General features: G+C 65.4%; 23 protein-coding genes. 9 read left to right on the top strand and 14 right to left on the bottom strand.

The genetic code is table 11. The annotated features are described in order from the left end of the window. Positions 1-11: 11 nt before the first annotated feature. Together CR917_RS26875 and CR917_RS26870 are read right to left on the bottom strand one after the other, a co-directional pair. The gene (locus tag CR917_RS26875) at positions 12-1,043 is read right to left on the bottom strand and encodes a methionine synthase (protein ID WP_043861040.1); all 1,032 of its coding nucleotides are present in this window, start codon (positions 1,041-1,043) and stop codon (positions 12-14) included. Positions 1,044-1,071: 28 nt separating this feature from the next. Then, positions 1,072-2,055, bottom strand: a complete 984-nt coding sequence (locus tag CR917_RS26870; protein WP_104573017.1) for a DUF1852 domain-containing protein — start codon at positions 2,053-2,055, stop codon at positions 1,072-1,074. Positions 2,056-2,390: 335 nt separating this feature from the next. Between CR917_RS26870 and CR917_RS26865 the strand changes: the two genes are divergently transcribed. After that, the gene (locus tag CR917_RS26865; RefSeq protein WP_043861042.1) at positions 2,391-2,573 is read left to right on the top strand and encodes a hypothetical protein; all 183 of its coding nucleotides are present in this window, start codon (positions 2,391-2,393) and stop codon (positions 2,571-2,573) included. Between the two features lie 90 nt (positions 2,574-2,663). Here the strand turns inward: CR917_RS26865 and CR917_RS27880 are convergent, their stop codons facing one another. Together CR917_RS27880 and CR917_RS26855 are read right to left on the bottom strand one after the other, a co-directional pair. Continuing rightward, on the bottom strand, positions 2,664-3,128 hold the full coding sequence (locus tag CR917_RS27880; RefSeq protein WP_235384191.1) for a hypothetical protein: 465 nt from the start codon (positions 3,126-3,128) through the stop codon (positions 2,664-2,666). Between the two features lie 36 nt (positions 3,129-3,164). Beyond that, a complete protein-coding gene (locus CR917_RS26855) occupies positions 3,165-4,352 on the bottom strand; it encodes an MFS transporter (RefSeq protein WP_043861043.1) in 1,188 nt (395 codons plus the stop codon). A 234-nt stretch (positions 4,353-4,586) separates the two neighbouring features. Between CR917_RS26855 and ggt the strand changes: the two genes are divergently transcribed. Continuing rightward, the gene (ggt, locus tag CR917_RS26850) at positions 4,587-6,365 is read left to right on the top strand and encodes a gamma-glutamyltransferase (protein ID WP_104573212.1); all 1,779 of its coding nucleotides are present in this window, start codon (positions 4,587-4,589) and stop codon (positions 6,363-6,365) included. Between the two features lie 76 nt (positions 6,366-6,441). Then, positions 6,442-6,909, top strand: a complete 468-nt coding sequence (locus tag CR917_RS26845) for a YbaK/EbsC family protein (protein ID WP_043861044.1) — start codon at positions 6,442-6,444, stop codon at positions 6,907-6,909. A gap of 97 nt (positions 6,910-7,006) precedes the next feature. On the opposite strand, the gene CR917_RS26840 is transcribed toward CR917_RS26845, so the two are convergent. Beyond that, positions 7,007-7,321, bottom strand: a complete 315-nt coding sequence (locus CR917_RS26840) for a hypothetical protein (protein ID WP_043861086.1) — start codon at positions 7,319-7,321, stop codon at positions 7,007-7,009. 96 nt (positions 7,322-7,417) lie between these two features. Between CR917_RS26840 and CR917_RS26835 the strand changes: the two genes are divergently transcribed. Next, positions 7,418-7,795, top strand: a complete 378-nt coding sequence (locus tag CR917_RS26835; RefSeq protein ID WP_104573018.1) for an SH3 domain-containing protein — start codon at positions 7,418-7,420, stop codon at positions 7,793-7,795. Between the two features lie 117 nt (positions 7,796-7,912). Next, complete coding sequence (locus tag CR917_RS26830; protein ID WP_043861047.1) at positions 7,913-8,218, top strand: NIPSNAP family protein; 306 nt, start codon at positions 7,913-7,915, stop codon at positions 8,216-8,218. A gap of 78 nt (positions 8,219-8,296) precedes the next feature. Here the strand turns inward: CR917_RS26830 and CR917_RS26825 are convergent, their stop codons facing one another. Further along, positions 8,297-9,787 carry an aldehyde dehydrogenase gene (locus tag CR917_RS26825; protein ID WP_043861048.1) on the bottom strand — a complete coding sequence of 497 codons (1,491 nt, stop codon included), beginning with the start codon at positions 9,785-9,787 and terminating at the stop codon, positions 8,297-8,299. Positions 9,788-10,145: 358 nt separating this feature from the next. On the opposite strand from CR917_RS26825, the gene CR917_RS26820 reads away from it, so the two are divergent. From CR917_RS26820 to CR917_RS26805, 4 genes are all read left to right on the top strand, one after another. Beyond that, entirely contained in the window at positions 10,146-11,069 is a 924-nt protein-coding gene (locus CR917_RS26820) for a transporter (protein WP_052504233.1), read from the top strand. Between the two features lie 34 nt (positions 11,070-11,103). Further along, the gene (locus tag CR917_RS26815; protein WP_058541185.1) at positions 11,104-13,176 is read left to right on the top strand and encodes a PQQ-dependent dehydrogenase, methanol/ethanol family; all 2,073 of its coding nucleotides are present in this window, start codon (positions 11,104-11,106) and stop codon (positions 13,174-13,176) included. A gap of 149 nt (positions 13,177-13,325) precedes the next feature. After that, positions 13,326-15,161: an NAD(P)/FAD-dependent oxidoreductase gene (locus CR917_RS26810; RefSeq protein ID WP_104573019.1), complete on the top strand. Its 1,836-nt coding sequence runs from the start codon at positions 13,326-13,328 to the stop codon at positions 15,159-15,161. Positions 15,162-15,379: 218 nt separating this feature from the next. Next, entirely contained in the window at positions 15,380-16,387 is a 1,008-nt protein-coding gene (locus tag CR917_RS26805) for an Ldh family oxidoreductase (RefSeq protein ID WP_104573020.1), read from the top strand. A gap of 58 nt (positions 16,388-16,445) precedes the next feature. Here CR917_RS26805 and CR917_RS26800 read toward each other — a convergent pair whose 3' ends face one another. From CR917_RS26800 to CR917_RS26765, 8 genes are all read right to left on the bottom strand, one after another. Then, the gene (locus CR917_RS26800) at positions 16,446-18,032 is read right to left on the bottom strand and encodes an aldehyde dehydrogenase (NADP(+)) (protein WP_104573021.1); all 1,587 of its coding nucleotides are present in this window, start codon (positions 18,030-18,032) and stop codon (positions 16,446-16,448) included. A 27-nt stretch (positions 18,033-18,059) separates the two neighbouring features. Further along, positions 18,060-19,451 (bottom strand): fosfomycin efflux MFS transporter AbaF, encoded by a 1,392-nt coding sequence (abaF, locus tag CR917_RS26795; protein WP_078480790.1) that lies wholly within the window; start codon positions 19,449-19,451, stop codon positions 18,060-18,062. Between the two features lie 81 nt (positions 19,452-19,532). Further along, positions 19,533-20,450, bottom strand: coding sequence for a dihydrodipicolinate synthase family protein (locus CR917_RS26790; RefSeq protein WP_043861054.1), 918 nt, complete (start codon positions 20,448-20,450; stop codon positions 19,533-19,535). A 124-nt stretch (positions 20,451-20,574) separates the two neighbouring features. After that, positions 20,575-21,603: a proline racemase family protein gene (locus CR917_RS26785; RefSeq protein WP_104573022.1), complete on the bottom strand. Its 1,029-nt coding sequence runs from the start codon at positions 21,601-21,603 to the stop codon at positions 20,575-20,577. Positions 21,604-21,719: 116 nt separating this feature from the next. Continuing rightward, positions 21,720-22,442 (bottom strand): amino acid ABC transporter ATP-binding protein, encoded by a 723-nt coding sequence (locus CR917_RS26780; protein ID WP_054916116.1) that lies wholly within the window; start codon positions 22,440-22,442, stop codon positions 21,720-21,722. Next, positions 22,435-23,085 carry an amino acid ABC transporter permease gene (locus tag CR917_RS26775; RefSeq protein ID WP_043861057.1) on the bottom strand — a complete coding sequence of 217 codons (651 nt, stop codon included), beginning with the start codon at positions 23,083-23,085 and terminating at the stop codon, positions 22,435-22,437. Before CR917_RS26775 ends, CR917_RS26780 begins: the two co-directional genes overlap by 8 nt. Before the next feature lie 10 nt (positions 23,086-23,095). Further along, positions 23,096-23,761 (bottom strand): amino acid ABC transporter permease, encoded by a 666-nt coding sequence (locus CR917_RS26770; protein WP_043861058.1) that lies wholly within the window; start codon positions 23,759-23,761, stop codon positions 23,096-23,098. Beyond that, the gene (locus CR917_RS26765) at positions 23,754-25,535 is read right to left on the bottom strand and encodes an aconitase X (RefSeq protein ID WP_078480793.1); all 1,782 of its coding nucleotides are present in this window, start codon (positions 25,533-25,535) and stop codon (positions 23,754-23,756) included. The genes CR917_RS26770 and CR917_RS26765 overlap by 8 nt, the downstream gene beginning before the upstream one ends. Positions 25,536-25,537 lie beyond the last annotated feature (2 nt).

Below are 25,537 nucleotides of genomic sequence, written 5' to 3'. Positions count from 1 at the left end.
CTCCTGCACCCTTATCGGTTCAAGAGCTCTCTGCGCACGATGTCCGCGCCGGCGCTCAAGGCGTTCAGCTTGCCGCGCGCCACCTCGCGGGGCAGAGGGGCCATGCCGCAGTTGGTGCACGGGTAGAGCTTGTCGGCGTCCACGAACTGCAGCGCTTTGCGCAGGGTGTTGGCCACTTCCTCGGGGGTTTCGATGGCGTGGTTCGCCACATCGATGGCCCCCACCATCACTTTCTTGCCGCGAATCAGCTCGATCAGGTCCATCGGGACATGGGAGTTGTGGCACTCCAGCGAGATGATATCGATGCCGGATTTCTGCAGCTTGGGGAAGGCTTCCTCATACTGGCGCCACTCCGAACCAAGCGTCTTTTTCCAGTCGGTATTGGCCTTGATGCCGTAGCCGTAGCAAATATGCACGGCCGTTTCACATTTGAGCCCTTCGATCGCCCGTTCCAGGGTGGCCACGCCCCAGTCATTCACCTCGTCGAAGAACACGTTGAAGGCAGGCTCGTCGAACTGGATGATGTCCACGCCCGCCGCCTCCAGCTCTCGGGCTTCCTGATTGAGGATCTTGGCAAATTCCCAAGCCAGCTTTTCCCGGCTTTTGTAGTGGCTGTCATACAGCGTGTCGATCATGGTCATGGGGCCGGGCAGGGCCCATTTGATGGGCTGGCTGGTCTGCTGGCGCAGAAACCTGGCATCTTCGACAAACACCGGTTTTTGCCTGGCAACAGCACCCACAACGGTCGGCACGCTTGCGTCATAGCGGTCACGAATTCTGACGGTTTCGCGCTTTTCGAAATCCACTCCGCTCAGGTGCTCGATAAAGGTGGTAACGAAATGCTGGCGGGTCTGTTCGCCGTCGCTGACGATATCAATGCCTGCGTGTTGCTGTTCCTGCAGGGCCAGGCGCAAGGCGTCCTGCTTGCCTTCGAGCAGCTCCTCGCCGTGCAGCTTCCAGGGCGACCAGAGCGTCTCGGGTTGTGCAAGCCAGGACGGTTTGGGCAGGCTGCCAGCAGTGGAGGTGGGTAGCAGTTTTTTCACGATAGATGACCTTGTATGTTCTGAATGATCAAAGCGCGTATTGGGCGGACCACTGCTCAAGCACGGTCTGGTAGGGCTTGATGAAGTGCTCTTCAACAAACCTGCCCTGTTCGATGGCCAAGTGACTGCGCTCTTCTCGATCGTAGACAATGCGGGTCAACGAGTAATCCTGGTGATTCAAGCTCGGCTGATAGGATCGACCTGCTGCTGAATTCGCGTTGTAGATTTCAGGGCGATAGATCTTCTGGAAGGTATCCATCGTGCTGATGGTGCTGATCAGTTCAAGGTTGGTGTAATCCCCAAGCAGGTCCCCCGCAAAGTAGAACGCCAGCGGTGCCACGCTGTTGGCAGGCATGAAGTAGCGAACCTTCAGGCCCATCTTCCGGAAGTACTCATCGGTCAGGGAATATTCGTCCTGCTGGTATTCGGTGCCCAATACCGGGTGCTGGTTTTCGGTGCGCTGATAAGTCTTGCTGCTTGAAACACTCAGGCAGATGACCGGTGGTTTTTTGAAGTGTTCTTTATAAGTGCTCGAGTTTACAAAATGCTTGAACAGCTTGCCGTGCAGCTCGCCGAAATCATCCGGCGTGCTGAACCCCTGCTGGTTCTTGTTGTGCCCCAGCAACAGCACGCTGAAGTCATAATCGCGCACGTACGAGGAGAAGTTGTTGCCTACGATACCCTCGATGCGTTCGCGTGTTTTGCGATCCACAATGGTGGTCTGCAGTATTTCAATCAGCGGCAGGGCGGTGTCCCTGTGCTCGACATCCATGTTCATTTCCACGGAAATGATTTCAAGTTCGACGCTGTAGCGGTCGCCTTTCGGGTTGTCCCAGTGCGCCAGGGCATTGAAACGATTGTCGATCATCGTCAGGGTGTTGCGCAGGTTTTCCTGGCGACGCTGCCCCCTCGCCAGGTTTGCGAAGTTGGTGGTCGTGCGGGTGTTTTCAGCGGGGCGATAATGTTCGTCGAAACGAATACGCTTGATCGAGAATGTAAATGCTGTGCTCATTTTAATCGGGTGCCCTGATGGTCCGAGATAAAAACCGAATCTACATTTGCCCTCTTCGGCAAGTTTGATTCGTTGTAGGTTTTTTTGCTCGGGCGTCTTGAAGTGTTCCTTAATTGGGGCGTATTTTATGTCCGGGCATCGAACGAGTTAAATTGAATTGATTTCATGGGAACGTTAGCCACCCTCATGATGCTCATCTGCAGGGCTTTTGATTATTATTTTCCACCTTGGCCAATAAGCGGCAGGTTCGCTTTTTCAAGATGCGCGCAGGCCATGGTGACCATTGAGGCCTCAAGGCGCTGAAGGCCACGGCGTCACTTGTTGCGGATATATAAATGAAACCACTGATCACGGCCCTTGCGCTGTTCATCCTCGCCGGCTGTACCTCCAGCGGCGCTCCCACGGCTGAGCAGCAAACCCGGGAATGCATGAACTATCACGCCATGGTGACCGCGCCCATGGCGCCCGATGCCATGCAGCGCCTCAAGGCTGCATGCGAACAGTCCAGGCTTCGATAGCGGCCTAGGCTCTGTACGAAAAGCCTTGATACTCGATGATGCTGCGTTGAAAACAGCCTGACCTTCGTCTCAAGACTTTTCATACAGACCCTAGTCCCAGGCCATCACCACGCCTTCCAGCCGGCGAAATTCATCCAGTGTGCGGTGGAATTCGGCGCGTTCAAAGGTGGCGGTGCAAGCGGCCTCGAACCAGCTGACGCGGGGCTGCTCCAGGGTGATCACCTCGTGCAGCAGGCCGAAGCGCCGCCAGTGGATGTGGTCCTCATGGGCGTGTTGCTCCACGACGATGACCGTGCAGCTAAGGTCCAGGTCATCGGAGCACACCAGCAGCGGCACCAGGGTGGTCCACCCAGGGGCAGTGGAGTAGCTGCGGTCCCACACCAGTTCATTATCGTCTTCGCCGTAGAGGCCGGCATGCGCTGCCACCAGATGAAGCTGTGCAGCGGGGTCTCGTGTTGGCAGCCAGACTTCCAGCGGCGCGCCATCGATGGCGAAGGTCGAGTAGAAGCCCTGGCTGTACTTCGATTTGAAGCTGGCGATTGAAAGCTGGTTCACGTTGGTTTCTTTCCTTTGGCAAAACCTGGCAGGCCCTCAGTGCCCGCCCTTCATCCGCCGCGCTACCAGGTAGATCCCCAACCCCACCAGCGCAGTCGCCGCGCCAATGTAGCCGGTACTGGTCCAGCCGAACCCCGCAGTAATCGCCATGCCGCCAAACCATGGCCCCAGCGCATTGGCCAGGTTGAACGCCGCATGGTTCGATGCCGCCGCCAGGCTCGGCGCTTCATGTGCAATGTCCATCAGGCGAATCTGCAAGGGGGCGGCCAGTGCGATCATGGTGCCGACCAGCCCGCAGCCCAGCAGCACGCCCCACGGCGAACTGGCCGCGAAGGGGAACAGGCTCAGCACGAGAATCGACCATACCAGCACCAACCCCACCGCGCGAAACTGCAGGCGGTCGAACAGCTTGCCGCCCGCGATGTTGCCGATGATGCCGCCCACCCCGAACGCCGCCAGCCCGAATGGAATCCACTGTGGCGACACCTTGGTCACCTGCAGCATGGTCGGCGCCAGGTAACTGAACACGCAGAACATGCCGGCAAAACCGATCGAGGCGATAGCCAGCGCCATCCACACCTGCGGCAGGCGAAACGCCTGGAGCTCCTTGCGCGGGTCGCTGCGTACTTCATCGTGACGCTGCGGCACGTAGCGCCACACCAGCCCGATGGTGCACAGCGCAATCGCGCCCACCAGCACGAACGCCGCACGCCAGCCGAAGAACTGCCCCAGGAAGGTCGCCACCGGGTTGCCCAGCAGCATCGCCAGGGTGAGCCCCATCATCACCCGTGCCACCGCGCCCGCGCGCTGGTCGGTGGCCACCATGCTCGAGGCCACCACCGCCGCGATGCCGAAGTAGGCGCCGTGGGGCAGGCCGCTGATAAAGCGAAACGCCACCAGCCCGGCGAAGGAGGGCGTGAAGGCCGTGGCCAGGTTGCCGATCGCATACAGCGCCATCAGCAACAGCAGCATGTGCTTGCGCAGCAGCTTGGCGCCCAGAATCGCCAGGGCCGGCGCACCCACCATCACGCCCAGGGCATAAGCGCTGATGGCATGGCCCACCTGGGGCTCGCTCAGGTGCAGGTTGCTGGCGATGTCGGGCATCAGCCCCATGATCGCGAACTCGCCGGTACCGATGGCAAAACTTCCCAGGGCCATGGCGGCTTCCATCTTGCCGACGGTGGCTCTGGAATAGGCGAGTGGCGGCGCTTGCTGAATGGTCATCTGAATCCTTGAAACAAACTGAAACGTTAAAGCGGGAAGCTTAATCAATCTGCACCCTACGCGTCGAGAATCAGGGCACGCGCATTGGAATCGCCGCACAAGCCGCGGTGAGTACCGGGCCTGCTCGCGTCAATCACGCTACCATTGCCCGCGTTCCCCAAACGCTCAATGGAGTTGGTCTTGACCGGTTACCCAACCACCCGCAAACACCTGATGCACGCCCTCGGCTTCTCGATGGCAGCGTTGCTGCTCGGCGCCTGTACCAGCGCAACCCCGCCTGCGCCATCCAGCACCGCCTTGCCCGCCGCCCCGGAAGTCGCCTCGGGCTACCGCACAGGCATGGCCCCGGTACAGGCACAGCACCACATGGCCGCGGCAGCCAACCCCCTGGCAAGCGCCGCCGGCCAGGCGATGTTGCGCAAGGGCGGGTCTGCGATCGATGCCGCCATTGCCATGCAGGCGGTGTTGACCCTGGTGGAGCCGCAGTCCAGCGGCATCGGCGGCGGCGCCTTCATCCTGTACTGGGATGGCAAGCAGGTGCAGGCGTTCGATGGGCGGGAGACGGCGCCCCAAGGGGCCGACAGCCGCCTGTTCCTGAAGCCGGACGGTACGCCGATGGGATTCAAGGACGCCCAGATCGGCGGTCGCTCGGTGGGCGTGCCCGGTGTACTCAGGGCTCTGGAGATGGCGCACCAGCAACACGGCAAGCTGCCCTGGCGCGCGCTTTTCCAGCCGGCCATCGACCTGGCCCGCGACGGCTTCCCCGTGTCTGCGCGGCTGCACGCCCTGATTGCCGCCTCCACCTCGATACCGCAGTCGCCTGCACTGGCCCGCTACCTGCTCACGCCCCAGGGCCAGCCCTTGCCCGTGGGCACGCTGCTGAAGAACCCCGAGCTGGCGCAAACCCTGGAGGCCATCGCCAACCAGGGCCCGGACGCCTTCTACCACGGGCCCATCGCCGAGGCGATGGTGCAGCAGGTCAATACCCACAGTAACCCCGGCACGTTGTCGCTGAGCGACATTGCAGGCTATCGGGCCAAGGTGCGCGCGCCGGTATGCGGGCCGTACAAGCAGTGGACGGTATGCGGCATGCCGCCACCGTCGTCCGGTGGCGTCGCGGTACTGCAGACGCTGGGCATTCTGGAGGCGCTGCAGCGCCAGAAACCGGCACTGGACCTGGCCGCGATGGCGCCCGAAAAAGCTCGCCCCGGGGGCGTCATGCAACCCTCCGCCCAGGCCGTGCACCTGATTGCCGAAGCCGAGCGCCTGGCCTATGCCGACCGCGCCCTGTACCTGGCCGACAGCGACCAGGTGCCGGTCAATGTGCCAGGGCTCACCAGCAAGGCTTACCTGGCCCAGCGCGCCACGCTGATCGGTGATCGGAGCATGGGCGTCGCCACTGCCGGTGTGCCGCCCGGCATGCCCCTGGCGTGGGCGCCTGACCGCTCGCCATTGCGCATTTCCACCTCGCAGATCGTCGCGGTGGACGATCAGGGCGGCGCGCTGTCGATGACCACCTCGGTCGAGGCGGCGTTCGGCTCTCATGTGCTGGTCAAGGGCTTTCTGCTCAACAACCAGATGACCGACTTTTCGTTCATCCCCGAGGAGAACGGCAAGCCGGTGGCCAACCGCATCGCACCGGGCAAGCGGCCGCGCTCCTCGATGGCGCCGACCCTGGTGTTCGACCAGGCCAGCGGCCAGTTGGTGGCTGCCCTCGGCTCGCCCGGCGGCTCGCAGATCATCGAGTACGTGAACAAGGCGCTGATCGGCTTGCTGGACTGGAAGCTCGACCCGCAGCAGGCCGTCGACCTGCCCAACTTCGGCAGCCGCAACGTCGGCACCGAAGTGGAGGCCGGGCTGGTCGGCCCTGCCCTGATCGAGCAGCTCAAGGCCCGCGGGCATGCGGTATCGCCCATCGAGATGACCAGCGGCACGCAGGTCATCGTGCGTGATGGGCAGGGCTGGTCGGCCGGTGCCGACCCACGTCGCGAGGGCGTAGCGTTGGGCGACTGAGTTTTTTGCCTGCCCAAGCTGGTAGGGTACGCAACGGTATCCCGCCAGGGCTGTTTTTTCAGAGGATCAAGCGAAGATGAGTCTGCAGTCAGTCAAAGCGTTTTTCTCCCACCATTCACCCGACCTGCAGGTGCTGGAACTGGCGTCCAGCACCGCCACCGTCGCCCTGGCCGCCGAGGCGCTGGCGGTCGAGCCGGGGCAGATCGCCAAGTCGCTCTCGCTGCGCGTGGGCGAGGAGGTGATCGTGCTGGTGGTACGCGGCGATGCGCGCCTGTGCAACCGCAAGTACAAGCAGCAGTTCGGCGTCAAGGCACGCATGCTCGAGGCCGAGCAGGTCGAGCAGCACACCGGCCACCCCATCGGCGGCGTGTGCCCCTTCGGCCTGAGCCAGCCGCTGCGGGTGTACTGCGACGAGTCGCTGAAGGACTTCGAGGTGGTCTTCCCCGCCGGCGGTGCGGTCAATGCGGCGGTGCGCATCGAGCCCGAGCGCCTGGCCACCCTGGTCAACGCGCAGTGGGTCGACGTGATCCAGCCACTGGCCTGAAGTCGTCAGGCGCGCGGTTATGAAAACCGCTCGATTATCCGTTGCAGGGCAGCGGCGGGCAGGCCGACTTGCCACAGCAAGCCGGCCTGCCCGGGGGTCACACGCAGATCTGCTTGCGCGCACCGCGTGGCAGGCGGCAACGGTCGGCCTGGCTGCTCAGGCGGGCCTGCCAGCTGGCCTTGACGCTGAACGCGGGCACCGGCGCCGGCGCGGCCTGTTGCTGGCGCTGCTTGCGCAGTTCGGCCAGCGAAGGGGTCTTGGCCTTGGCGGCCACGGCTGCCGAGTCGGGGGCAGCCAGCGAGCGCAGGCAGGACTTGCACGACACCTGATCCGCTGCCTGAGTGCTGTTGAGGGTCTGACTGGTACGCCCGCAGGCGGCATTGGCGCCGTTCGCCGAATAGTGTGTAACCAAACCGTACATCTCCAACCTGTTGATAACAAAGGCGCTATTTTCGCACAGCCGCGCCGCTGGGTGGGCACCGGCTTCAGTTCACCAAGGAGAAGACACATGCAATACCGCGTGATTAAAGCGCACCGCAGCGAATTCCCTCAGCCCATCACCTTTGCCAAGGGGGCCGTGCTGGAGGTGGGGGAGGTGTACCAGGGCGATGAAGGATGGAACAACTGGTACTTCTGCACCACGCCCGGCCAGCAGGGTGGCTGGGTGCCGGCGCAGGTGATCGAAAGGCTGGGCGAGCAGGCAGGCCGCGCGCGCGAGGACTACACCGCCAGGGAGCTGGACGTGGACATTGGCGATGAAGTGCTCTGCGTGAGGTCGCTCAACGGCTGGTCCTGGTGCACAAGGCCGCGCGACGCGCAGGCCGGCTGGGTGCCTTCAAGCCATCTGCGCCACATCGAACAGGCGCCGGCGGCACCGACCCGCTGAAGGGCTGCACGCGGGTTCAACGGTGCGAGCGCTGATGCTCGCTGCACCTGTCGCGTATTGACGCCCGCCCGTGACGCCCACTAGGCTCGCTGCCGGTCCCTTTCATGGAGTGCTGCAATGGTTACCTGCTACCTGCGCTACATCGTCGATGCCTACAAGCTGCAAGAGTTCGAAGCCTACGGGCGCATGTGGATACCGTTGGTAGAGAAATTCGGCGGCCAGCACCATGGCTACTTCCTGCCCAGCGAAGGCGCCAACAACGTCGCCCTGGCGATGTTCTCGTTCCCGAGCCTGGCAGCGTACGAACGTTACCGCGAACAATCGAAAACCGACGCCGAGTGCATCGCCGCGTTCAAGTACGCCGAAGACACCCGGTGCATCATCAGCTACGAGCGCAGTTTCTTCCGCCCTGTACTGGGCTGACCCCATCACGGCGCAAGCCCCCTCCTGTGGGAGCGGGCTTGACCCGCGATCGGGCCGCAGAGCGGCCCCAACTGCCGCCTACAGCTTCATTACCACCGACTTCAGCTCGGTGTAATGCTCGATGGCCGCCGCGCCCATCTCGCGCCCCACGCCCGACAGCTTGTAGCCGCCAAACGGCAGCGCCGGGTCCAGCGCACTGTGACAGTTGACCCACACCGAGCCCGACTTGATGCGCGGCACCATGCGGTGCACCTGCGCCAGGTCGTTGGACCAGATGCTCGCGCCCAGGCCATAGGCACTGTCGTTGGCCAGGCGAATCGCCTCGTCCATGTCGTCGAACGGAATCGCCACCAGCACCGGCCCGAAAATCTCCTCCTGCACCAGCGGGCACTGCTGGTCGACGTCGGCAATCACCGTCGGCTGCACGAAATACCCTGGCCCGTAGTACTCGCCGCCACACGCCACCTTGGCACCCAGCTCGCGGCCCATGTCGATGTAGCGGCCCACCCGTGCCTGCTGCTTGGCCGAGATCAACGGGCCCATGTCGATGCTCGGGTCCAGGCCATTGCCCAGCTTCATGCCGTTGGCGATGCCGGCAATATCGGCCACCACGCGGTCGAAATGCTTGCGGTGCACATACAGGCGCGACCCCGCGCAGCACACTTGCCCCTGGTTGAAGAAGATCGCGCTGGCGGCACCGGCAGCGGCCACCTCAAGGTCGGCGTCGGCCAGGATGATGGTCGGCGATTTGCCGCCCAGCTCCAGCGTCACCCGCGTCATCGAATCCATCGCCGCCTTGCCGATCAGCTTGCCCACCTCGGTCGAGCCGGTGAAGGTCACCTTGTCCAGCAGCGGGTGCGCCGACAGCGCCGCACCGGCCACCGCGCCCACGCCGGTGACCACGTTGAACACGCCCGCCGGGTAGCCGGCCTCCAGTACCAGTTCGGCCAGCTTGAGCGCACTCAGCGGGGTCTCGTCCGCCGGCTTGAGCACCACGCTGCACCCGGTGGCCAGCGCCGGCCCCAGCTTCCAGCAGGCCAGCAGCAGGGGGAAGTTCCACGCCACGATGGCACCCACCACACCCACCGCCTCGCGGCGCACATAGGCATGGAACTCGCCGTCGAACAGCGGCAGCGACGGGTCGACCGTGGTGCCTTCGATCTTGGTTGCCCAGCCGGCCATGTAGCGCAGCGAGTCGATGGCCATCTGCACGTCCATCACCCGCGCCACCTGCGCGCTCTTGCCGTTGTTCAGGCATTCGAGCTCGGCGAACACCTGGGCATCGCGCTCGATCAGGTCGGCCAGCTTCCACAGCAGGTTCTGGCGCTCGCGCGGGCGCATGCGGCTCCAGGGCGAGTCATCGAACGCCTGGCGCGCGGCACGTACCGCCTGGTCGACATCCTCGACCGTGGCGGCAGGCACCTGGGCCAGCGCCTGGCCGTTGGCCGGGTTGAGCAGTTGCAGCGTGGCGCCATCGCTGGCGCCGCGCCAGTCGGCACCGATCAGCATGCGGTGCTGGCGCTGCACGAACGCCTGGGTATCACTGTGAACCGGGAAGGCATGGGTCATGGGTGTGGCTCTCTTGTTATTGAAAGGAACCCGAGGCATTCAGCAACCCTTGTGCCAGCTTTTTTCTACTACCAAAGTACTTGTTTTTCAGGGGTTTGGAGGGCTTTCGCCGGTTCTGTGCGTATTAGGTCGAGACAAACGGTGAGACACATGAGACGCCCCTGAGAAATCCCGCAAAGCCTTGCAAACCGGGCCTGCAACGGGGCAGGTGGCAGCCGGGCACTTCACCGCAGGTTGACGCCCTCAAAGCGCAACCAATTGATATCAATGGATTAATTTCGTTGGCACGAAGCCTGCTACGGCCTGTGTGCCGCCCATTGGGTGGCTCATCCGACAAAAACAATAAACAGGTGACTCGATGAGCAAGACCGTACTGTCAAGCGTGCCGGCACACCGCCGTCGTACTGCATTGGGCTGGGCACAGGCCTGGACGCTGGGCCTCGCCGGCTGCCTGGGCAGCCAGGCGCACGCCGTGGATGTGGACGCCGGGGACTACACCGCGTTGCCCGAAGGCACCAACCTGGGCATGGTCTACTACCAGCATGCCGAACGTCGCTCGCTGTACTCCGGTGGCCACAAGCAGCCGGTGCGTGCCGGGCTGAACTCCGACATCGGCATTCTCAGGGGCGTGCACTTCATGAAGCTGGGCGGGTTCACCATCGACCCGCAGTTCCTGCTGCCCTTCGGCCAGCTCGAAGGCAAGCGCGACACCTCGGGCCTGGGCAAGAGCGATGGCGGCATCGGCGACCTGATCCTGGCCTCCACCGTGTGGCTGGTGGAGCGCCCGGAAGAAAAGACCTATTTCGGCATCACCCCGTTCCTCTACGTGCCCACCGGCCGCTACGACCGCGACGACGCGCTCAACATCGGCGAGAACCGCTGGAAGTTCGCGCTGCAGGCCGGCTACATCCAGGGCCTGGGCGACAAGTGGTGGCTGGACCTGATCGGCGACGTCACCTGGTTCGGCAAGAACGACGACGCCACCTCCGCCGGCCTGACCCTGCGCCAGTCCGCGCTGTACCAGGGCCAGGCGTTCCTGCGCTACCAGCTCACCCCGAGCCTGGACCTGCGCGTGGGCTACTCCAGGTTGTGGGGCGGCGAAACCCGCCTGGACGGCGTCGACCAGCACGACAAACCCGACACCGCCAAGTTTCTGGTGGGCGCAGGCTGGTTCGTCACGCCCAAGACCCAGCTGCTGTTCAACTATGGCCGTGACCAGTCGGTGGAAAACGGTTTCAAGGAAGGCGACCGCTTCAACGTACGCCTGATGCAGGTGTTCTGACCCGCACCTGCAGCCATCACCGAGGACACCGAACATGAAAAAACCTTTGCGTACTTCATTGCTGATGCTGTGCCTGGCCACCCCGCTGGCAGCCCTTGCCGCCGGGGTGGACGAGGCCGCCATCCGCGCCACCGAACAGGCCGGCGGCGAGTGGCTCAGCCACGGCCGCACCTATGCCGAACAACGCTTCAGCCCGCTCAAACAGATCGACGCCAGCAACGTCAGGTCACTGGGCCTGGCCTGGTACATGGACCTGGACAACACCCGCGGCCTGGAGGCGACGCCGCTGTTCCACGACGGGGTGATCTACACCTCGATGTCCTGGAGCCGGGTGATCGCGGTCGACGCCGCCAGCGGCAAGGAGCTGTGGCGCTACGACCCCGAGGTGGCCAAGGTCAAGGCCCGTACCTCGTGCTGCGACGCGGTCAACCGCGGCGTGGCCCTGTGGGGCGACAAGGTCTACGTCGGCACCCTGGACGGGCGTCTGATCGCCCTCGACGCCAAGACCGGCAAGGCCATCTGGAGCCAGCAGACCACCGACCCGGCCAAGCCCTACAGCATCACCGGCGCGCCACGGGTGGTCAAAGGCAAGGTCATCATCGGCAACGGCGGCGCCGAATACGGCGTGCGCGGCTTCGTCTCGGCCTATGACGCCGACACCGGCAAACTGGCCTGGCGCTTCTACACCGTACCGGGCGACCCGGCGCTGCCCTACGAGCACCCCGAACTGCGCGAAGCGGCCAAGACCTGGCAGGGCGACCAGTACTGGAAGCTCGGCGGTGGCGGCACGGTGTGGGACAGCATGGCCTACGACCCCGAGCTGGACCTGCTCTACGTCGGCACCGGCAACGGTTCGCCGTGGAACCGCGAGGTGCGCAGCCCGGGCGGTGGCGACAACCTGTACCTGTCGTCGATCCTCGCCATCCGCCCCGACACCGGCAAGCTGGCCTGGCACTACCAGGTCACCCCGGGCGACAGCTGGGACTTCACCGCCACCCAGCAGATCACCCTGGCCGAGCTGAACATCGACGGCAAACCGCGCAAGGTCCTGATGCAGGCGCCTAAAAACGGCTTCTTCTACGTGCTCGACCGCACCAACGGCAAGCTGATCTCGGCCGAGAAGTTCGGCAAGGTCACCTGGGCCGAGAAGGTCGACCTCGCCACCGGCCGGCCGGTCGAGGCCCCTGGGGTGCGCTACGAAAAAGAGCCCATCGTGATGTGGCCCAGCCCCTTCGGCGCGCACAACTGGCATTCGATGTCGTTCAACCCCGGCACCGGCCTGGTGTACATCCCCTACCAGGAAGTGCCCGGTGTGTACCGCAACGAAGGCAAGGACTTCGTCACCCGCAAGGCATTCAACACCGCCGCCGGCTTTGCCGACGCCACCGACGTGCCGGCCGCCGTGGTCAGCGGCGCCTTGCTGGCCTGGGACCCGGTCAAACAGAAGGCCGCCTGGAAGGTGCCATACCCCACGCACTGGAACGGCGGCACCCTGAGCACCGCCGGCAACCTGGTGTTCCAGGGCACTGCGGCGGGGCAGATGCATGCCTATTCCGCCGACAAGGGCGAGGCGCTGTGGCAGTTCGAGGCGCAAAGCGGCATCGTTGCCGCGCCCATGACCTTCGAACTGGCCGGGCGTCAGTACGTGGCGATCATGGCCGGCTGGGGCGGCGTGGCCACCCTGACCGGCGGCGAGTCGATGAACCTGCCGGGCATGAAGAACCGCAGCCGCCTGCTGGTGTTCGCCCTCGATGGCAAGGCGCAGTTGCCGCCACCGGCCCCGGCGCCCGCCAAGGTCGAGCGCGTGCCCCAGCCCGTCACCGCAGCACCCGAGCAGGTGCAGGCCGGCAAGCAGTTGTATGGCCAGTTCTGCAGCGTGTGCCACGGCATGGGCACCATCAGCGGCGGTTTGATCCCCGACCTGCGCCAGTCCAGCGACGCCACCCGCGAGCACTTCCAGCAGATCGTCCTGCAGGGCGCGCTCAAGCCACTGGGCATGCCGTCGTTCGACGATTCGCTCAAGCCCGAGGAGGTCGAGCAGATCAAGCTCTACGTGATGTCGCGCGAGTACGAGGACTACATGGCGCGCCACAAAGCCGCACCTTGAATCGCGCCGGCGGCCTGTGTACGTCACAGGCCGCCGGTCGGGTGCGTGTTGGTGCTCCGGGTCGATCTGGTCTTTTCTGAAAGTAGTCACATCGCTGGCAGTCTTTGTGACTTCAACGGAAGAACCCGACTACCTCAGGAGCCACTGCCATGTCCGCCATCCCTTCGCGCAGCCCCCGCAGGACGCCACTTGCCCGCAACAAGGACGTGACCGCGCTGGTCCCGGACTTCCCGTTCCACTACGCCGACTACCTCGCCGCCGCTCGTGCCGCCGGCCAGCCGCTGTGCCGCGTGCCGCCCGAGTGCTGGGGCCGCAAGGTGCTGGTGGTCGGCGCCGGTATCGCCGGCCTGGTGGCGGCCTACGAACTGCTGAAGATGGGCCTGCACCCGGTGGTGCTGGAGGCCGGCGAGCGCATCGGCGGGCGGCTGTATTCCAGGGTCATGGGCGACCCCGGCGCCGAGGTTATCTGCGAGCTGGGCGCCATGCGCTTTCCGGTATCCGGCAAGGCGCTGTTCCACTACTTCGACAAGGTGGGCATGACCGCGCAGTCGGCGGACTTTCCCAACCCCGGCACAGCGGCCGCAGTCAGCACCGTGGTCGACTACCAGGGCCGCGTGAAGTACTACGAGCACGACAGCCCGGTGTTCCCCGTGCCACCGGAGTACCTGCAGCTCGAAGAGCAGTTCTTCGACACCTTTCTGGCGGGCGCGCCGTTCCACTTCCATGAACTGGAAACCGCCATGACCGAAGGCAGCATCGACCAGAAAGCCATCAAGCGCCTGTGGAATGCCATCGTCCACTGCGGCGCCGGCCGCAGCTGGGACGACGTCAGTTTCTATCAGGCGCTGCTGCAGGAGTCGGGGTGGAGCCGCGAGCAGATCAACCTGTTCGGCCAGATCGGCTTCGGCACCGGTGGCTGGAACACCGACTACCCCAACAGCATCCTCGAAGTGCTGCGGGTGCTGTACACCGGGCTGGATGCCAGCCACCGGCTCATGTACCAGGGCGCCGATGCACTGCCCAGGGCGCTGTGGACGCAATCGCCCACTGCGTTGGGCGACCCCTGCGCCAACGGCCAGGGCGACAGCAGCGTCGAGTCGATGACCCGCCAGGTATTCGCCGAGCCGTTCAACCAGGAAGTCCGGCATATCAGCCCGCTGGCGAACGGTGAGTTCTCGGTACTGGTCCACGACCTCAAGCGCGATACCAGTGCCTGGCTGACCATCGGCCACGTGGTCTACACCCCGCACCTGCGGGTGCTCGACAAGCTGCGCGCCAGCGGCAACGTGCAACAACTTAAGGCCATGGACGCGCTGCTGCCCAGCGCGACCTGGGAGGCCGTCAAATACACTCACTACATGCAGTCGGCAAAGATCTTCGCGGCCACCCGGCGGCCCTTCTGGCACGAACGACCGGGGCCGATGCAGGAACGCACGCTGAGCGTGACGCTGTCCGATGGCCTCACCCGTGGCACCTACCTGGTCGATTACGCGCAGGCGCCAAGCGGCTACCGCGGCAGCGGCATCTTCCTGTCGTACACCTGGAACGACGATGCGCTGAAGTTCCTGGGCGACCGCGCCAGGCCGGCGCCGCAGCATGCCCAGCTGTGCACCACGTTGCTGCAGGCCATCTACCCCAACGTGGACCTCGCCGCGCACTACAGTGCCAGCAACACCTTCGTCGAGTTCAACTGGGAGGACCAGCCGCACTATCTGGGCGCCTTCAAGATGAACCTGCCCGGGCAGTACGCCTACCAGCGCAGGCTCTTCGCGCAGTTCATGACCGGGGTGGGCGATGCCACGCCCTACGGCTTCGTGCTGGCCGGCGACGACGTGTCCTGGACCGGTGGCTGGGCCGAGGGCGCGGTCACCAGCGCACTCAATGCCGTGAACAAGATTGCCGTGTGCCTGGGCGGCGCGAGCGACCCGCGCAACCCCGGCCCGGTGGAATCCTGGGCCGACCTGCAACCGGTCGAACTGCGCTGAAGCTATCCACAAAAAAAGTGGGTAGCTCTGTGGATAAAGCGCTACACGCTGCGTACCACAAGGGCTGCGTCAGTTTGATTACAAACTGAACAGCTTCCCTGGGTATGCGTCGGGGGCTGTTGGCCACTGTGCCAAGTTCGTCATGCCCGTGGTCCGAATCGATCAAGCCCGGCCCCGGTCGATGGGGCACGATGGACGGTCTGTCCAAGGAGCTGACCATGATTCGACTGACCCTTACCCAAGCCCATGAACTGGCAGAGTCGATCCTGCTGCACAACGGTTTCAACGCGGCGCACGCCGCAGCGGTGACGGCCACGGTGGTCGCCGGGGAGCGCGATGGCTGCGCCTCCCATGGGCTGTACCGGGTGATCGGCTGTGTGAACTCGCTCAAGGCCGGCAAGGTGTCGGCGGCGGCCGAGCCGCAGGTGATCGACCAGGTGCCCTCGATCGTGCGTGTGGATGCTGCTGGCGGCTTCTCGCAGCTGGCGTTCCAGGCCGGCTTGCCGATGCTGCAGGCCAAGGCCCGCAGCAACGGCATCGCGGCCCTGGCCATCAACCACTGCGTGCACTTTTCGGCGTTGTGGGTCGAGATCGAACAACTGACCGAGGCCGGCCTGGTGGCGCTGGCGTGCAACCCCAGCCATGCCTGGGTGGCGCCGGCCGGGGGCAGCCAGCCGGTGTTTGGCACCAACCCCATCGCGTTCGGCTGGCCGCGTGCGGGCACCAACCCGTTCGTGTTCGACTTTGCCACCAGCGCGATTGCGCGCGGCGACATCGAGCTGCATCGGCGCGCCGGCAAGGCCATCCCCGAAGGCTGGGGCGTGGATGCCCAGGGGCAGCCGAGCACCGACCCGAACGTGGTGCTCGACAGTGGCGCCATGCTGACCTTTGGCGGGCACAAGGGCTCGGCGCTGGCGGCGATGGTCGAGCTGATTGCCGGGCCGCTGATCGGCGACCTGACCAGTGCCGAGTCGCTGGCCTATGACGCGGGCAGCAAGTCCTCGCCGTACCATGGCGAGCTGATCCTCGCGCTGGACCCGCAGCGGTTTCTGGGGGCGGGCGCCGAGGCGCACCTGGCGCGGGCGGAGGCGGTGTTTGCGGGCATCGAGGGGCAGGGTGCGCGGCTGCCGTCACAGCGCCGCTTCGAGGCGCGCAAGCGCAGCCTGGAGGAGGGCGTGCAGATCCCCGAGGCGCTGTACAACGACCTCAAGGCATTGCTGAACTGATCCTTTCGCCGGCAACGCCAGCTCCTGTAGGAGCCGGCGTTGCCGGCGAAGAGGCCCGTCAGCCTGCCACTGCCTCCCGGCTCTGCACCCCCTCCACCAACCGCACAATCCCCAACGGGTTGCCATCCTGCAACGCCGCCGGCAGCAGATCATCCGGGCAGTTCTGGTAACACACCGGCCGCAGGAACCGATCGATCGCCAGGCTCCCCACCGATGTCCCCCGCGCATCCGAGGTGGCCGGGTAGGGCCCGCCATGCACCATCGCATCGCACACTTCAACACCGGTCGGGTAGCCGTTGAACAGCACCCGCCCAACCTTCTGCTCCAGCAGCGGCAGCACCTGGGCAAACTGCGCCAGGTCGTCGGCTTCTGCAATCAGGGTGGCGGTCAACTGCCCATGCAGGCTCGCCAGCGCGCTGTGCAACTGGTCCGCATCGGCCACTTCCACCACCACCGTGGTCGGCCCGAACACCTCCTCCTGCAACAGCGCATCACCGTCGAGCAGCAAGCTCACTTCTGCCTTGAACAGCTGCGGCTGCGCCTGGTTGCCCTGTTGTTCACTGCCCGCCAGATGGCTCACCCCAGGGTGCGCCTGCAACGCCTGTACGCCCTTGGCATAACTGCGCAGGGTGCCGGCATTGAGCATGGTCTGCGCCGGCTGCTCGCCCAGCGTCGCCGCCAATTGCGCCACAAACGCCGAAAACTGCGGCGAGCGCAGCCCGATCACCAGCCCGGGGTTGGTACAGAACTGCCCGCAGCCCATCACCACCGACGCCGCCAGCTCCGTGGCGATTTTCTCGCTGCGCACCTGCAGCGCCTGCGGCAGCACCAGCACCGGGTTGATGCTGCTCATTTCGGCAAACACCGGGATCGGCTGCGCCCGCGCCGCCGCCATGTCGCACAGCGCGCGCCCGCCCTTGAGCGAACCGGTAAAGCCCACGGCCTGGATCGCCGGGTGCTTGACCAGCGCCTCGCCCACCCCGGCGCCATAGATCATGTTGAACACGCCCTCGGGCATGCCGGTGCGCTCGGCGGCGCGAATGATCGCGTTGGCCACGTGCTCGGCCGTGGCCATGTGCCCGCTGTGGGCCTTGAACACCACCGGGCAGCCGGCCGCCAGCGCCGCTGCGGTATCGCCCCCGGCGGTGGAGAACGCCAGCGGAAAGTTGCTGGCGCCGAACACCGCCACCGGCCCCACGCCGATACGGTACTGGCGCAGGTCCACCCGTGGCAGCGGCTGGCGCTCGGGCAATGCGCGGTCGATGCGCGCACCGTAGAAGTCGCCCCGGCGCAGCACCTGGGCAAACAGGCGCATCTGCCCGCTGGTGCGGCCGCGCTCGCCCTTGATCCGTGCCGTGGGCAAGGCTGTTTCGCGGGTTACCAGCGCGACGAAGTCATCGTCCAGCGCGTCCAGCTGCTCGGCTATGGCCTCCAGAAACTCCGCCCGGCGCCCGGCCGGCAGGTTGCGAAACGTCGGGTAGGCCGCCGCTGCGGCGCGGGCGGCAGCGTCCACTTCCTCGGCGGTGGCCTGGGTGAAACGGTACGGCAGGGCGTCGCCGGTGGTGGCGTCATGGCTGTGCAGGGTGATGCTGCCGGCCGCGCTGCGCGCACCGCCGATGTAGTTGTGGCCGATGATCTCGGTCATGCAGACCTCCTGTTGAAAGGGTTGGGCTCAGGCCAGCGAGTTGCCGCGAGCGCTGGCGGTGTCGGTGCTGGCGGCAACCCGCTCGGCCGACTCGGCGTCGACCAGGTGCAGCGACTTGCCACGGGTTTCACGGGTCAGGCCGACGGCGACGATGGAGATCGCCGCGGCGCCCACCAGGTACCAGGCAATCGGCGTCGAGCTGTTGTACTTGTTGAGCAGGGTGATGGCGATCAGCGGTGCCAGGGAGCCGGCGAAAATCGGCGCCACCTGATAGCACAGCGACAAGGCGGTGTAGCGCACATGGGTGGGGAACATCTCGGCCATCAGCGCCGAGTAGGGCGCATAGGTCATCGACTCGATGGCCAGGCCCAGGGTGATCGCCGCCATGATCAGCCAGTTGTTGCCGGTGTCCATCATCGGGAAGCCGACGAAGCCCCAGAACGCGGTCAGCACCGCACCGGTCAGGTACACCGGCTTGCGCCCCACCAGGTCCGACAGGTAGCCCATCAGCGGGATCAGGAAGAAGTGCAGCAGGTGCGCGCCGAACATCAGCAGCAGAATCTGCGAGGTGTCCTTGTGCACCACCAGCTTGAGGTAGGTGATCGAGAAGGTCACCACGGTGTAGTACAGGATGTTCTCGGCAAACCGGGCGCCGATGCCCACCAGTACCGAACGCCAGTGATGGCGCAGCACTTCCACCACACCCAGCTGCTGCACCTTGTGCTGCGCCTGGCGGGCCTGGGCCTGCTTGAAGATCGGGGCATCATCCACGCTGGTGCGGATCCAGTAGCCGATCAGCACCACCAGTGCCGACAGCCAGAACGCCACGCGCCAGCCCCAGGCCAGGAACTGCTCCTCGTTCAGGGTGCTCGACAGCGCCAGCAGCGCCACCGTGGCCAGCAGGTTGCCGGCCGGTACGCCGGCCTGCGGCCAGCTGGCCCAGAAGCCGCGACGGTTGTCCGGGCAGTGCTCGGACACCAGCAGGATCGCGCCGCCCCATTCGCCGCCAAAGGCGAACCCCTGGATCAGGCGCAGCAGCACCAGCAGGATGGGCGCGGCGTAGCCGATGCTGTCGAAACCGGGCAGGCAGCCCATCAGAAAGGTGGTGATGCCGACCACCACCAGGCTCAGTTGCAGCAGGCGCTTGCGCCCGAACTTGTCGCCATAGTGGCCGAACACCAGGCCGCCCAGCGGGCGGGCCAGAAAACCTACGGCGTAAAGGGCGAAGGCGGCGATGATGCCGTCGATGGGGCTGTCGGTCTGGCGAAAGAACAACTGGCCGAACACCAGTGCCGAGGCCGTACCGTAGAGAAAGAATTCATACCATTCGGCGACGGTACCGGCCATGGCGGCCGCTACCACACGCTTGAGGCCCGCCGGGGCGGTGGTTGCGCGGGGAGAGGGGTGTGCAGTGCTCATGCTGGCGTTTCCTGTGCAGGCGCAAGACAGAAAAACAGGCGCGCCGGGTGGGCCCCGCAGAGAGGCCCGCCCGGCACTCACTCAGAGGCCGACATCCGGCAGTTCAGGGCGGTTGGCCAGGGCCTTGGCCATGATCTGCTCGACGAACTCGCGGTCGTCCTTTGGCAGGGCCAGGCGCGGTGGACGGGTCAGCGCGCTGCCGCGACCGGCAATGGCTTCACACAGCTTGATGCACTGCACCAGGTCGGCGCGGGCATCCAGGTGCAGGATCGGCATCAGCCACTCGTAGATCGGCATGGCCTCGGCAAAGCGTCCGGCCTTGGCCAGGCGGAAGATCGTCTCGCCCTCCTTGGGGAACACGTTGGACATGCCCGACACCCAGCCCTCGGCGCCCACCGCGATGCTTTCGAGCACCACGTCGTCGAGGCCGGCGAACAGCACGAAGCGGTCACCCACCTCGTTGCGCACGTCGATGAAGCGGCGGGTGTCGCCGGAGGAATCCTTGAAGCACACCACGTTGTCGCAGTCGGCCAGGGAAATCAGGATGTCCGGGGTCACGTCGTTTTTGTAGATCGGCGGGTTGTTGTAGACCATCAGCGGCACGTCGGCATGCTTGGCCACGTAACGGTAGTGCTCGGCGGTCTCGAACGGCTTGGAGCCGTACACCAGCGCCGGCATCAGCATCACCCCGTCCACGCCCACCTTGCGCACCGCGTTGGCCACCTTGGCGGCCTGCACGCTGGTGAACTCGGCCACGCCGCAGATCACCGGCACACGCCCACGCGAGGCATCCACCGCCACTTCGGTCACGGCAATCTTTTCTTCGGCCGTCAGCGAGGTGTTCTCGCCCACCGAGCCGCACACCACCAGGCCCGACACGCCGTCGCGGATCACGTTGGAAATCACCTGGTGGGTTTTTTCCAGGTTGATGGAGAAGTCGTCGTTGAATTGGGTGGTGACCGCAGGGAACACGCCACTCCAGTTGATGCGCTTGCTCATTGGTTGTCTCCGGTGGTTGTTAGTATTTCGTATACGATATTTTATGTGTGTGAAGCAGACCAGCGTTATTTCGGGGTTTTTGCTGGTCTTTTTGCTTAGGGTTTGTGAATCAAGGGCTTAGCGATCAGGCGCCGGGCCAGGTGTCCGACAGTCGGTAGCCTTGTGGCCACGGGTCGGCGGGGTCGAGCAGCAACTGATGGGTACCGGTGATCCAGGCACGCCCCGAAATGCACGGGTAGATGGCGGCGCGCCCGGCCACTTCGGTCAGCGAATCGATGCGACAGTGGAACTCCGAGCCCAGGATCGAGCGGCCGATGAAGCGTTCGCCCACCTGCATCAGGCCCTTGGCCTGCAACACGGCCATGCGCGCCGAACAGCCGGTGCCGGTGGGGGAGCGGTCGATCTTGCCGGGCTGGATCACCACCGCGTTGGCACCGGTGGCCACGCCATTCTCCATCACGACGGGCGCGGCGATCTGGCAGAACGAGATATGCGACCAGCCGGGGTTGAGCGGGTGCACAAAACCCAGTTGTTCGTTGGCGGCGCGGGTGATCTTCAGGCCCACCTCCACCAGGTCGGCGGCCTCGTCGGGGCGAATGGCGAAGCCCAGGCGCTGGGCATCGACAATCGCGAAACTGTCGCCGCCATAGGCGGTGTCGACCTGCAGCGAGCCCACGCCCTCGACCTCGATCCAGGCGTCCAGGCGGTCGGCGAAGGAGGGCACGTTCCTGACCTCCACGCGCTGCACCTTGCCGTCCCGGCATTCGGCCACGGCCTCGATCAGGCCGCCGGGGGCTTCGAGCACCAGGCGGGTCTGCGGCTCGGTCATCGGCAGGATGCCGCTGTCGAGCAGCACCGTGGCCACGCACAGCGAGTTGGAGCCGGACATCGGCGGGGTGTCGGCCGGCTCCATGATGATCCAGCCCATCTGCGCGGCCGGGTTCTTGGGCGGCACCAGCAGGTTGACGTGACGGAACACGCCGCCACGCGGTTCGTTGAGCACGAAATTGCGCAGGGTGTCGTCCTGCGCGATCCAGCGCGACTGTTCCCACAGGGTGTCGCCCGGTGGCGGCGCGACGCCACCGACAATCACATCGCCGACCTCGCCTTCGGCGTGGCAGCTGATTACATGTATCACCTTTGATGAACGCATTGCCTGGCTCCTGATTGATTGGGGCTGCTGCGCAGCCCATCGCGGGTCAAGCCCGCTCCCACAGGGTATGGGCTGATCTGTGTGGGAGCGGGCTTGACCCGCGATGAGGCCCCTGGTTACTTCACTGACTTGAGAAACGCCGCCGTCTCCGGCTGCTGCGGGTTGCCGATCACCTGGTCCGGCGAGCCGATCTCGTGCACCAGCCCGTTGCGAAAGAACGCCACCCGGTCCGACACATCCCGCGCAAAGCGGATCTCGTGGGTCACCAGCACCATGGTCATGCCGTCTTCGGCAAGCATGCGCATGGTGTCCAGCACTTCACCCACCAGTTGCGGATCGAGCGCCGAGGTGGCCTCGTCGAACAGCATGTAGTCCGGCGACATCGCCAGCGCCCGGGCAATCGCCATGCGCTGCTGCTGGCCACCGGACAACTTGCCGGGGAAGGTCTTGAACTTGTCGCCCAGCCCCACGTGGGTCAGCTGCTGGATCGCCAGAGCCTCGGCTTCCTCGCGGCTCTTGCCCAGTACCTTGCGCGGCGCCAGCATCACGTTCTCCAGCACCGTCAGGTGCGGGAAGGCATTCCACTGCTGGAACACGATGCCGATCTTCTGGCGCAGGCGGTTGAGGTCGGTGGCGCGGTTGTGCACTTCGATGCCATCCACGCGAATGCTGCCCTTCTGGATCGGCTCCAGGCCGTTGATGCACATCAGCAGGGTCGACTTGCCCGAGCCCGAACCGCCGATGATCGACACCACCTCGCCCTTGTTCACCGTCAGGCTCACGCCCTTGACCACTTCCAGGTCGCCGAAGGATTTGTGTACGTTGTCGATCTCAATCATTTTCTTGCCACCTTCTTTCCAGTCGGGCGCCCAGGCGTGCGACCACCAGGCTCATGACGTAATAGATGAGGCCCGCGATGCACAGCACCAGCAGGGGTTCCTGAATCCGTGTGACGATGGTCTGGGAGGCGCGCAGCAATTCGACGATGCCGATCCACATCACCAGCGCGGTGTCCTTCATCACGCTCAGCACCAGGTTCAGCCAGCCCGGAAAGGCCACCCGCGAGGCCATCGGCAGCACGATCCAGCGCAGGTCCTGCAGGTAGCTCAGGCCCAGCGACCGACTGGCCCGGCGCACGCTGGGCGGTACCGCCAGCACACCGCTGCGCACGATCTCGGTGAAGTACGCCGCGGCGTACACCCCCAGCACGATGCAGCCCACGCTGAAGGCGCTGATGTTCAGGCCCACGATGCTCTTGAACGAGTTGAACAGCACGAACTGGATCAGCAGTGGCACGCTGCGAAACACATCCAGCACCCAGGCCAGCGGCAGGCTGGCGCGTGGCAGCAGCGCACGCAGCAGGCCGAACACCAGCCCGGCCACCGAGCCCAGCATGATCGACCAGAAGGTCAGTTGCAGGGTGACCCAGGCCCCGTCGAGCAGGAACAGCATGTCGTTCCAGGTAAAGCTTGTAGAAAACATGGACAGCTCCTCAGTAACGGAACAGCCGCCAGGCCATCAGCCGGGCCACCGCGACGATCAGCTTGGCGATCAGGTAATACAGCACCGCTGCAATGGCGAAGTACTCGAAGGTGCGGAAGGTCTTGACGTTGTAGTCCTGGGTCACGCCGGTGAGGTCGTTGTTGAGCCCCACGATCACCCCCAGCGAGGTCATCAGCACCGCCCACACCATCTGGTTGCTCAAGGGGTAGAACACCACCCGCAGCAGCTGCGGCACGATGATCATGCGGTAGGCCTGGAACGCGCTCATGCCCAGCGAGCGTGCCGCGCGCATCTGCGTGGTCGGCACTGCCTTGAGCCCGCCGCGAAAGTTCTCCGCCAGGTACCCGGCGTTGTTGAAGGTGATGCCGGCCAGCAGCGCGAACCACGAACTCACGTGCAGCCCCAGCGAGCCAAGCCCGAAGTACAGGATGTAGATCTGGAACAGCGAAGGGGTGTTGCGCGCAATCGATACCCAGGCATTGCCGATGCCGCGCAACACCGGCTGCTGCGCTTCACGCATCACGGTCAAGGCCAGGGCGATCAGCACGCCGAAGATCATCGACAGCGCGGCGGTCTCGAAGGTGACCCAGGCGCCGGCCAGCATGTCGGGCAGGGCGCGCAGGGCCGAGCGCCATTGGAAGGTGTAGTCAAACATGCGCGGGGCTCTCCTGTGGGGCGGCCGGCTGCAGCCAGGCCGGCAGGCGACCGCTGGCGCTGCCGGTGCAGGCGGCCTCGACGCACTCGCCAAGGCTGGCGAAATGCACCGCCCGGCCCGCCAGCCCGGGGGCGTAGTGGGCGTATTTGCCCGAGTTGGTCATCAGTGTGCGGGCGGCGGGCGGGATCACCGGCTCGCCGAGCATGCACCAGCAGGTGTCGGTCACCAGCACCGCGCCGAAGGCTTCGATCGGGGCAAGGTGGCCGGCGTCACGGGCCTGCTCCAGCACCGCACGGCCGCAGGTGATCACCAGGCTGACCGCCGGGTTGCGCGTGCGCCCGCGGCACAGCTGTGCCAGGTGCGCGAACTCGCCCAGGGAGAAGTGCGGGTTGCCCAGCGACACCAGGTCCACCTGGCTGTCACGGGCACTGTTCAGCTCGCGCCAGCTCACCAGCAGGTCGGCCAGGGCAATGCGTTTTACCGGCAGCACCTCGCCCGCGCTGACCGCCTGGGCTGGGTCCAGCGCTTCGGGTGTGACCCCGGCGATATGGAACAGCGGCGCCGCCGAGGTGGTGGCGAACGCGGCGCCGAAGGCCTTGAGGTCGTCGTGGGTCGGGGCAAAACGCTCCAGGCCTGTCACCAGCGGGATCCGGCTGCCGACCATGGCGCCGATGTGATAGCCCAGCAGCGGGTAGAACGCATCGTCCAGGTGGGTCAGCGCCGGCAGGTCGATCTGCACCCGCGCCTTGCGCTGGGCCTCCAGGTGGCAGCCGATCAGCGGCGCGCGGCCGGTCAGGGCGATGCAGATATCCAGGTAGTCGGGGTACTTCAGGGTACGCGCGCCGAGCACGCTGTTGGCGTACACCACGGCGTTGGACTCGGCCCACACGATCTGCTCGCCGAGCTTCGGCGCGCTGTCTAGCAGGTAGGGGGCGCAGGTAAAGCTCATCTGCGCGCCCATCGCCATGTAGGCATCGCCCAGCGCACTGGCAGGTTCGCCCAGCGCCGCGTCGATACCCAGTTCGCGCCAGCGGCGCTGGTCCACGGAAATCGAGTTGAGGGTGGTCGGCACCCGCACCCTGGCGCCCCACTGCACCAGCTGCTGCGCAAAGCGCAGGCTGGCGGGGCCGGTGTAGATGCAGCCGTCGATATGCGCCTGGCTGATGTCCACCAGGCTGTGTGCGCCCTGCAGCTCGGCCATGCGCAGCACGATCTGCATCGCCACCTGCGCGGCCTTGCCCAGGTCGCCCGCGAGCAAGGCCTGGTCGTGGTCGGTAAGGGTGAGGGTGGTCGGGCGCGTCGCCGCCGGCGGGCTGGCGGGGGCTGCCGGCAGCGCCTCGGCGGGGGCCTGGTCGAACAGCACCAGGCGCTCGCCCTGCACCTGCGCAAAGGCCTTGCCGCGCAGGGCGGCAAAGGCCTGCTGGCCGATGCACAGCACCGGCAGCGAGCGCCCGAACAGCAACTGCGCCACCAGCACGCCCAGGGTCAGGATCTCATCCGGCTCGGCCAGCACCAGTGCCGCCGGTGCATGGCCGTTGCTGATCAGCTCCATCATCACACTGCTGCCGGTACACGAGCCGCGCCCGCTGGGAATGGCCAGCACGCGGCCGGCCAGGTGTGCGCCGCTGAGCGGGTGATGGCGGTCGATGACCTCGCCGCTGAAGGCGTCGACACCGCCCCAGAAACTCAGGCCGATGTCGGCGAACAGCAACTCGCCACTGGCCGCGCCATCGACCAGGCTACGCCCGTTCAGGGCAGTGGAAGGGCTGGGCATGC

Source organism: Pseudomonas sp. BRM28, from assembly GCF_002939405.1.
Taxonomy (GTDB): Bacteria; Pseudomonadota; Gammaproteobacteria; order Pseudomonadales; family Pseudomonadaceae; genus Aquipseudomonas; species Aquipseudomonas palmensis.
This window is presented reverse-complemented; position numbering and strand designations above follow the sequence as displayed.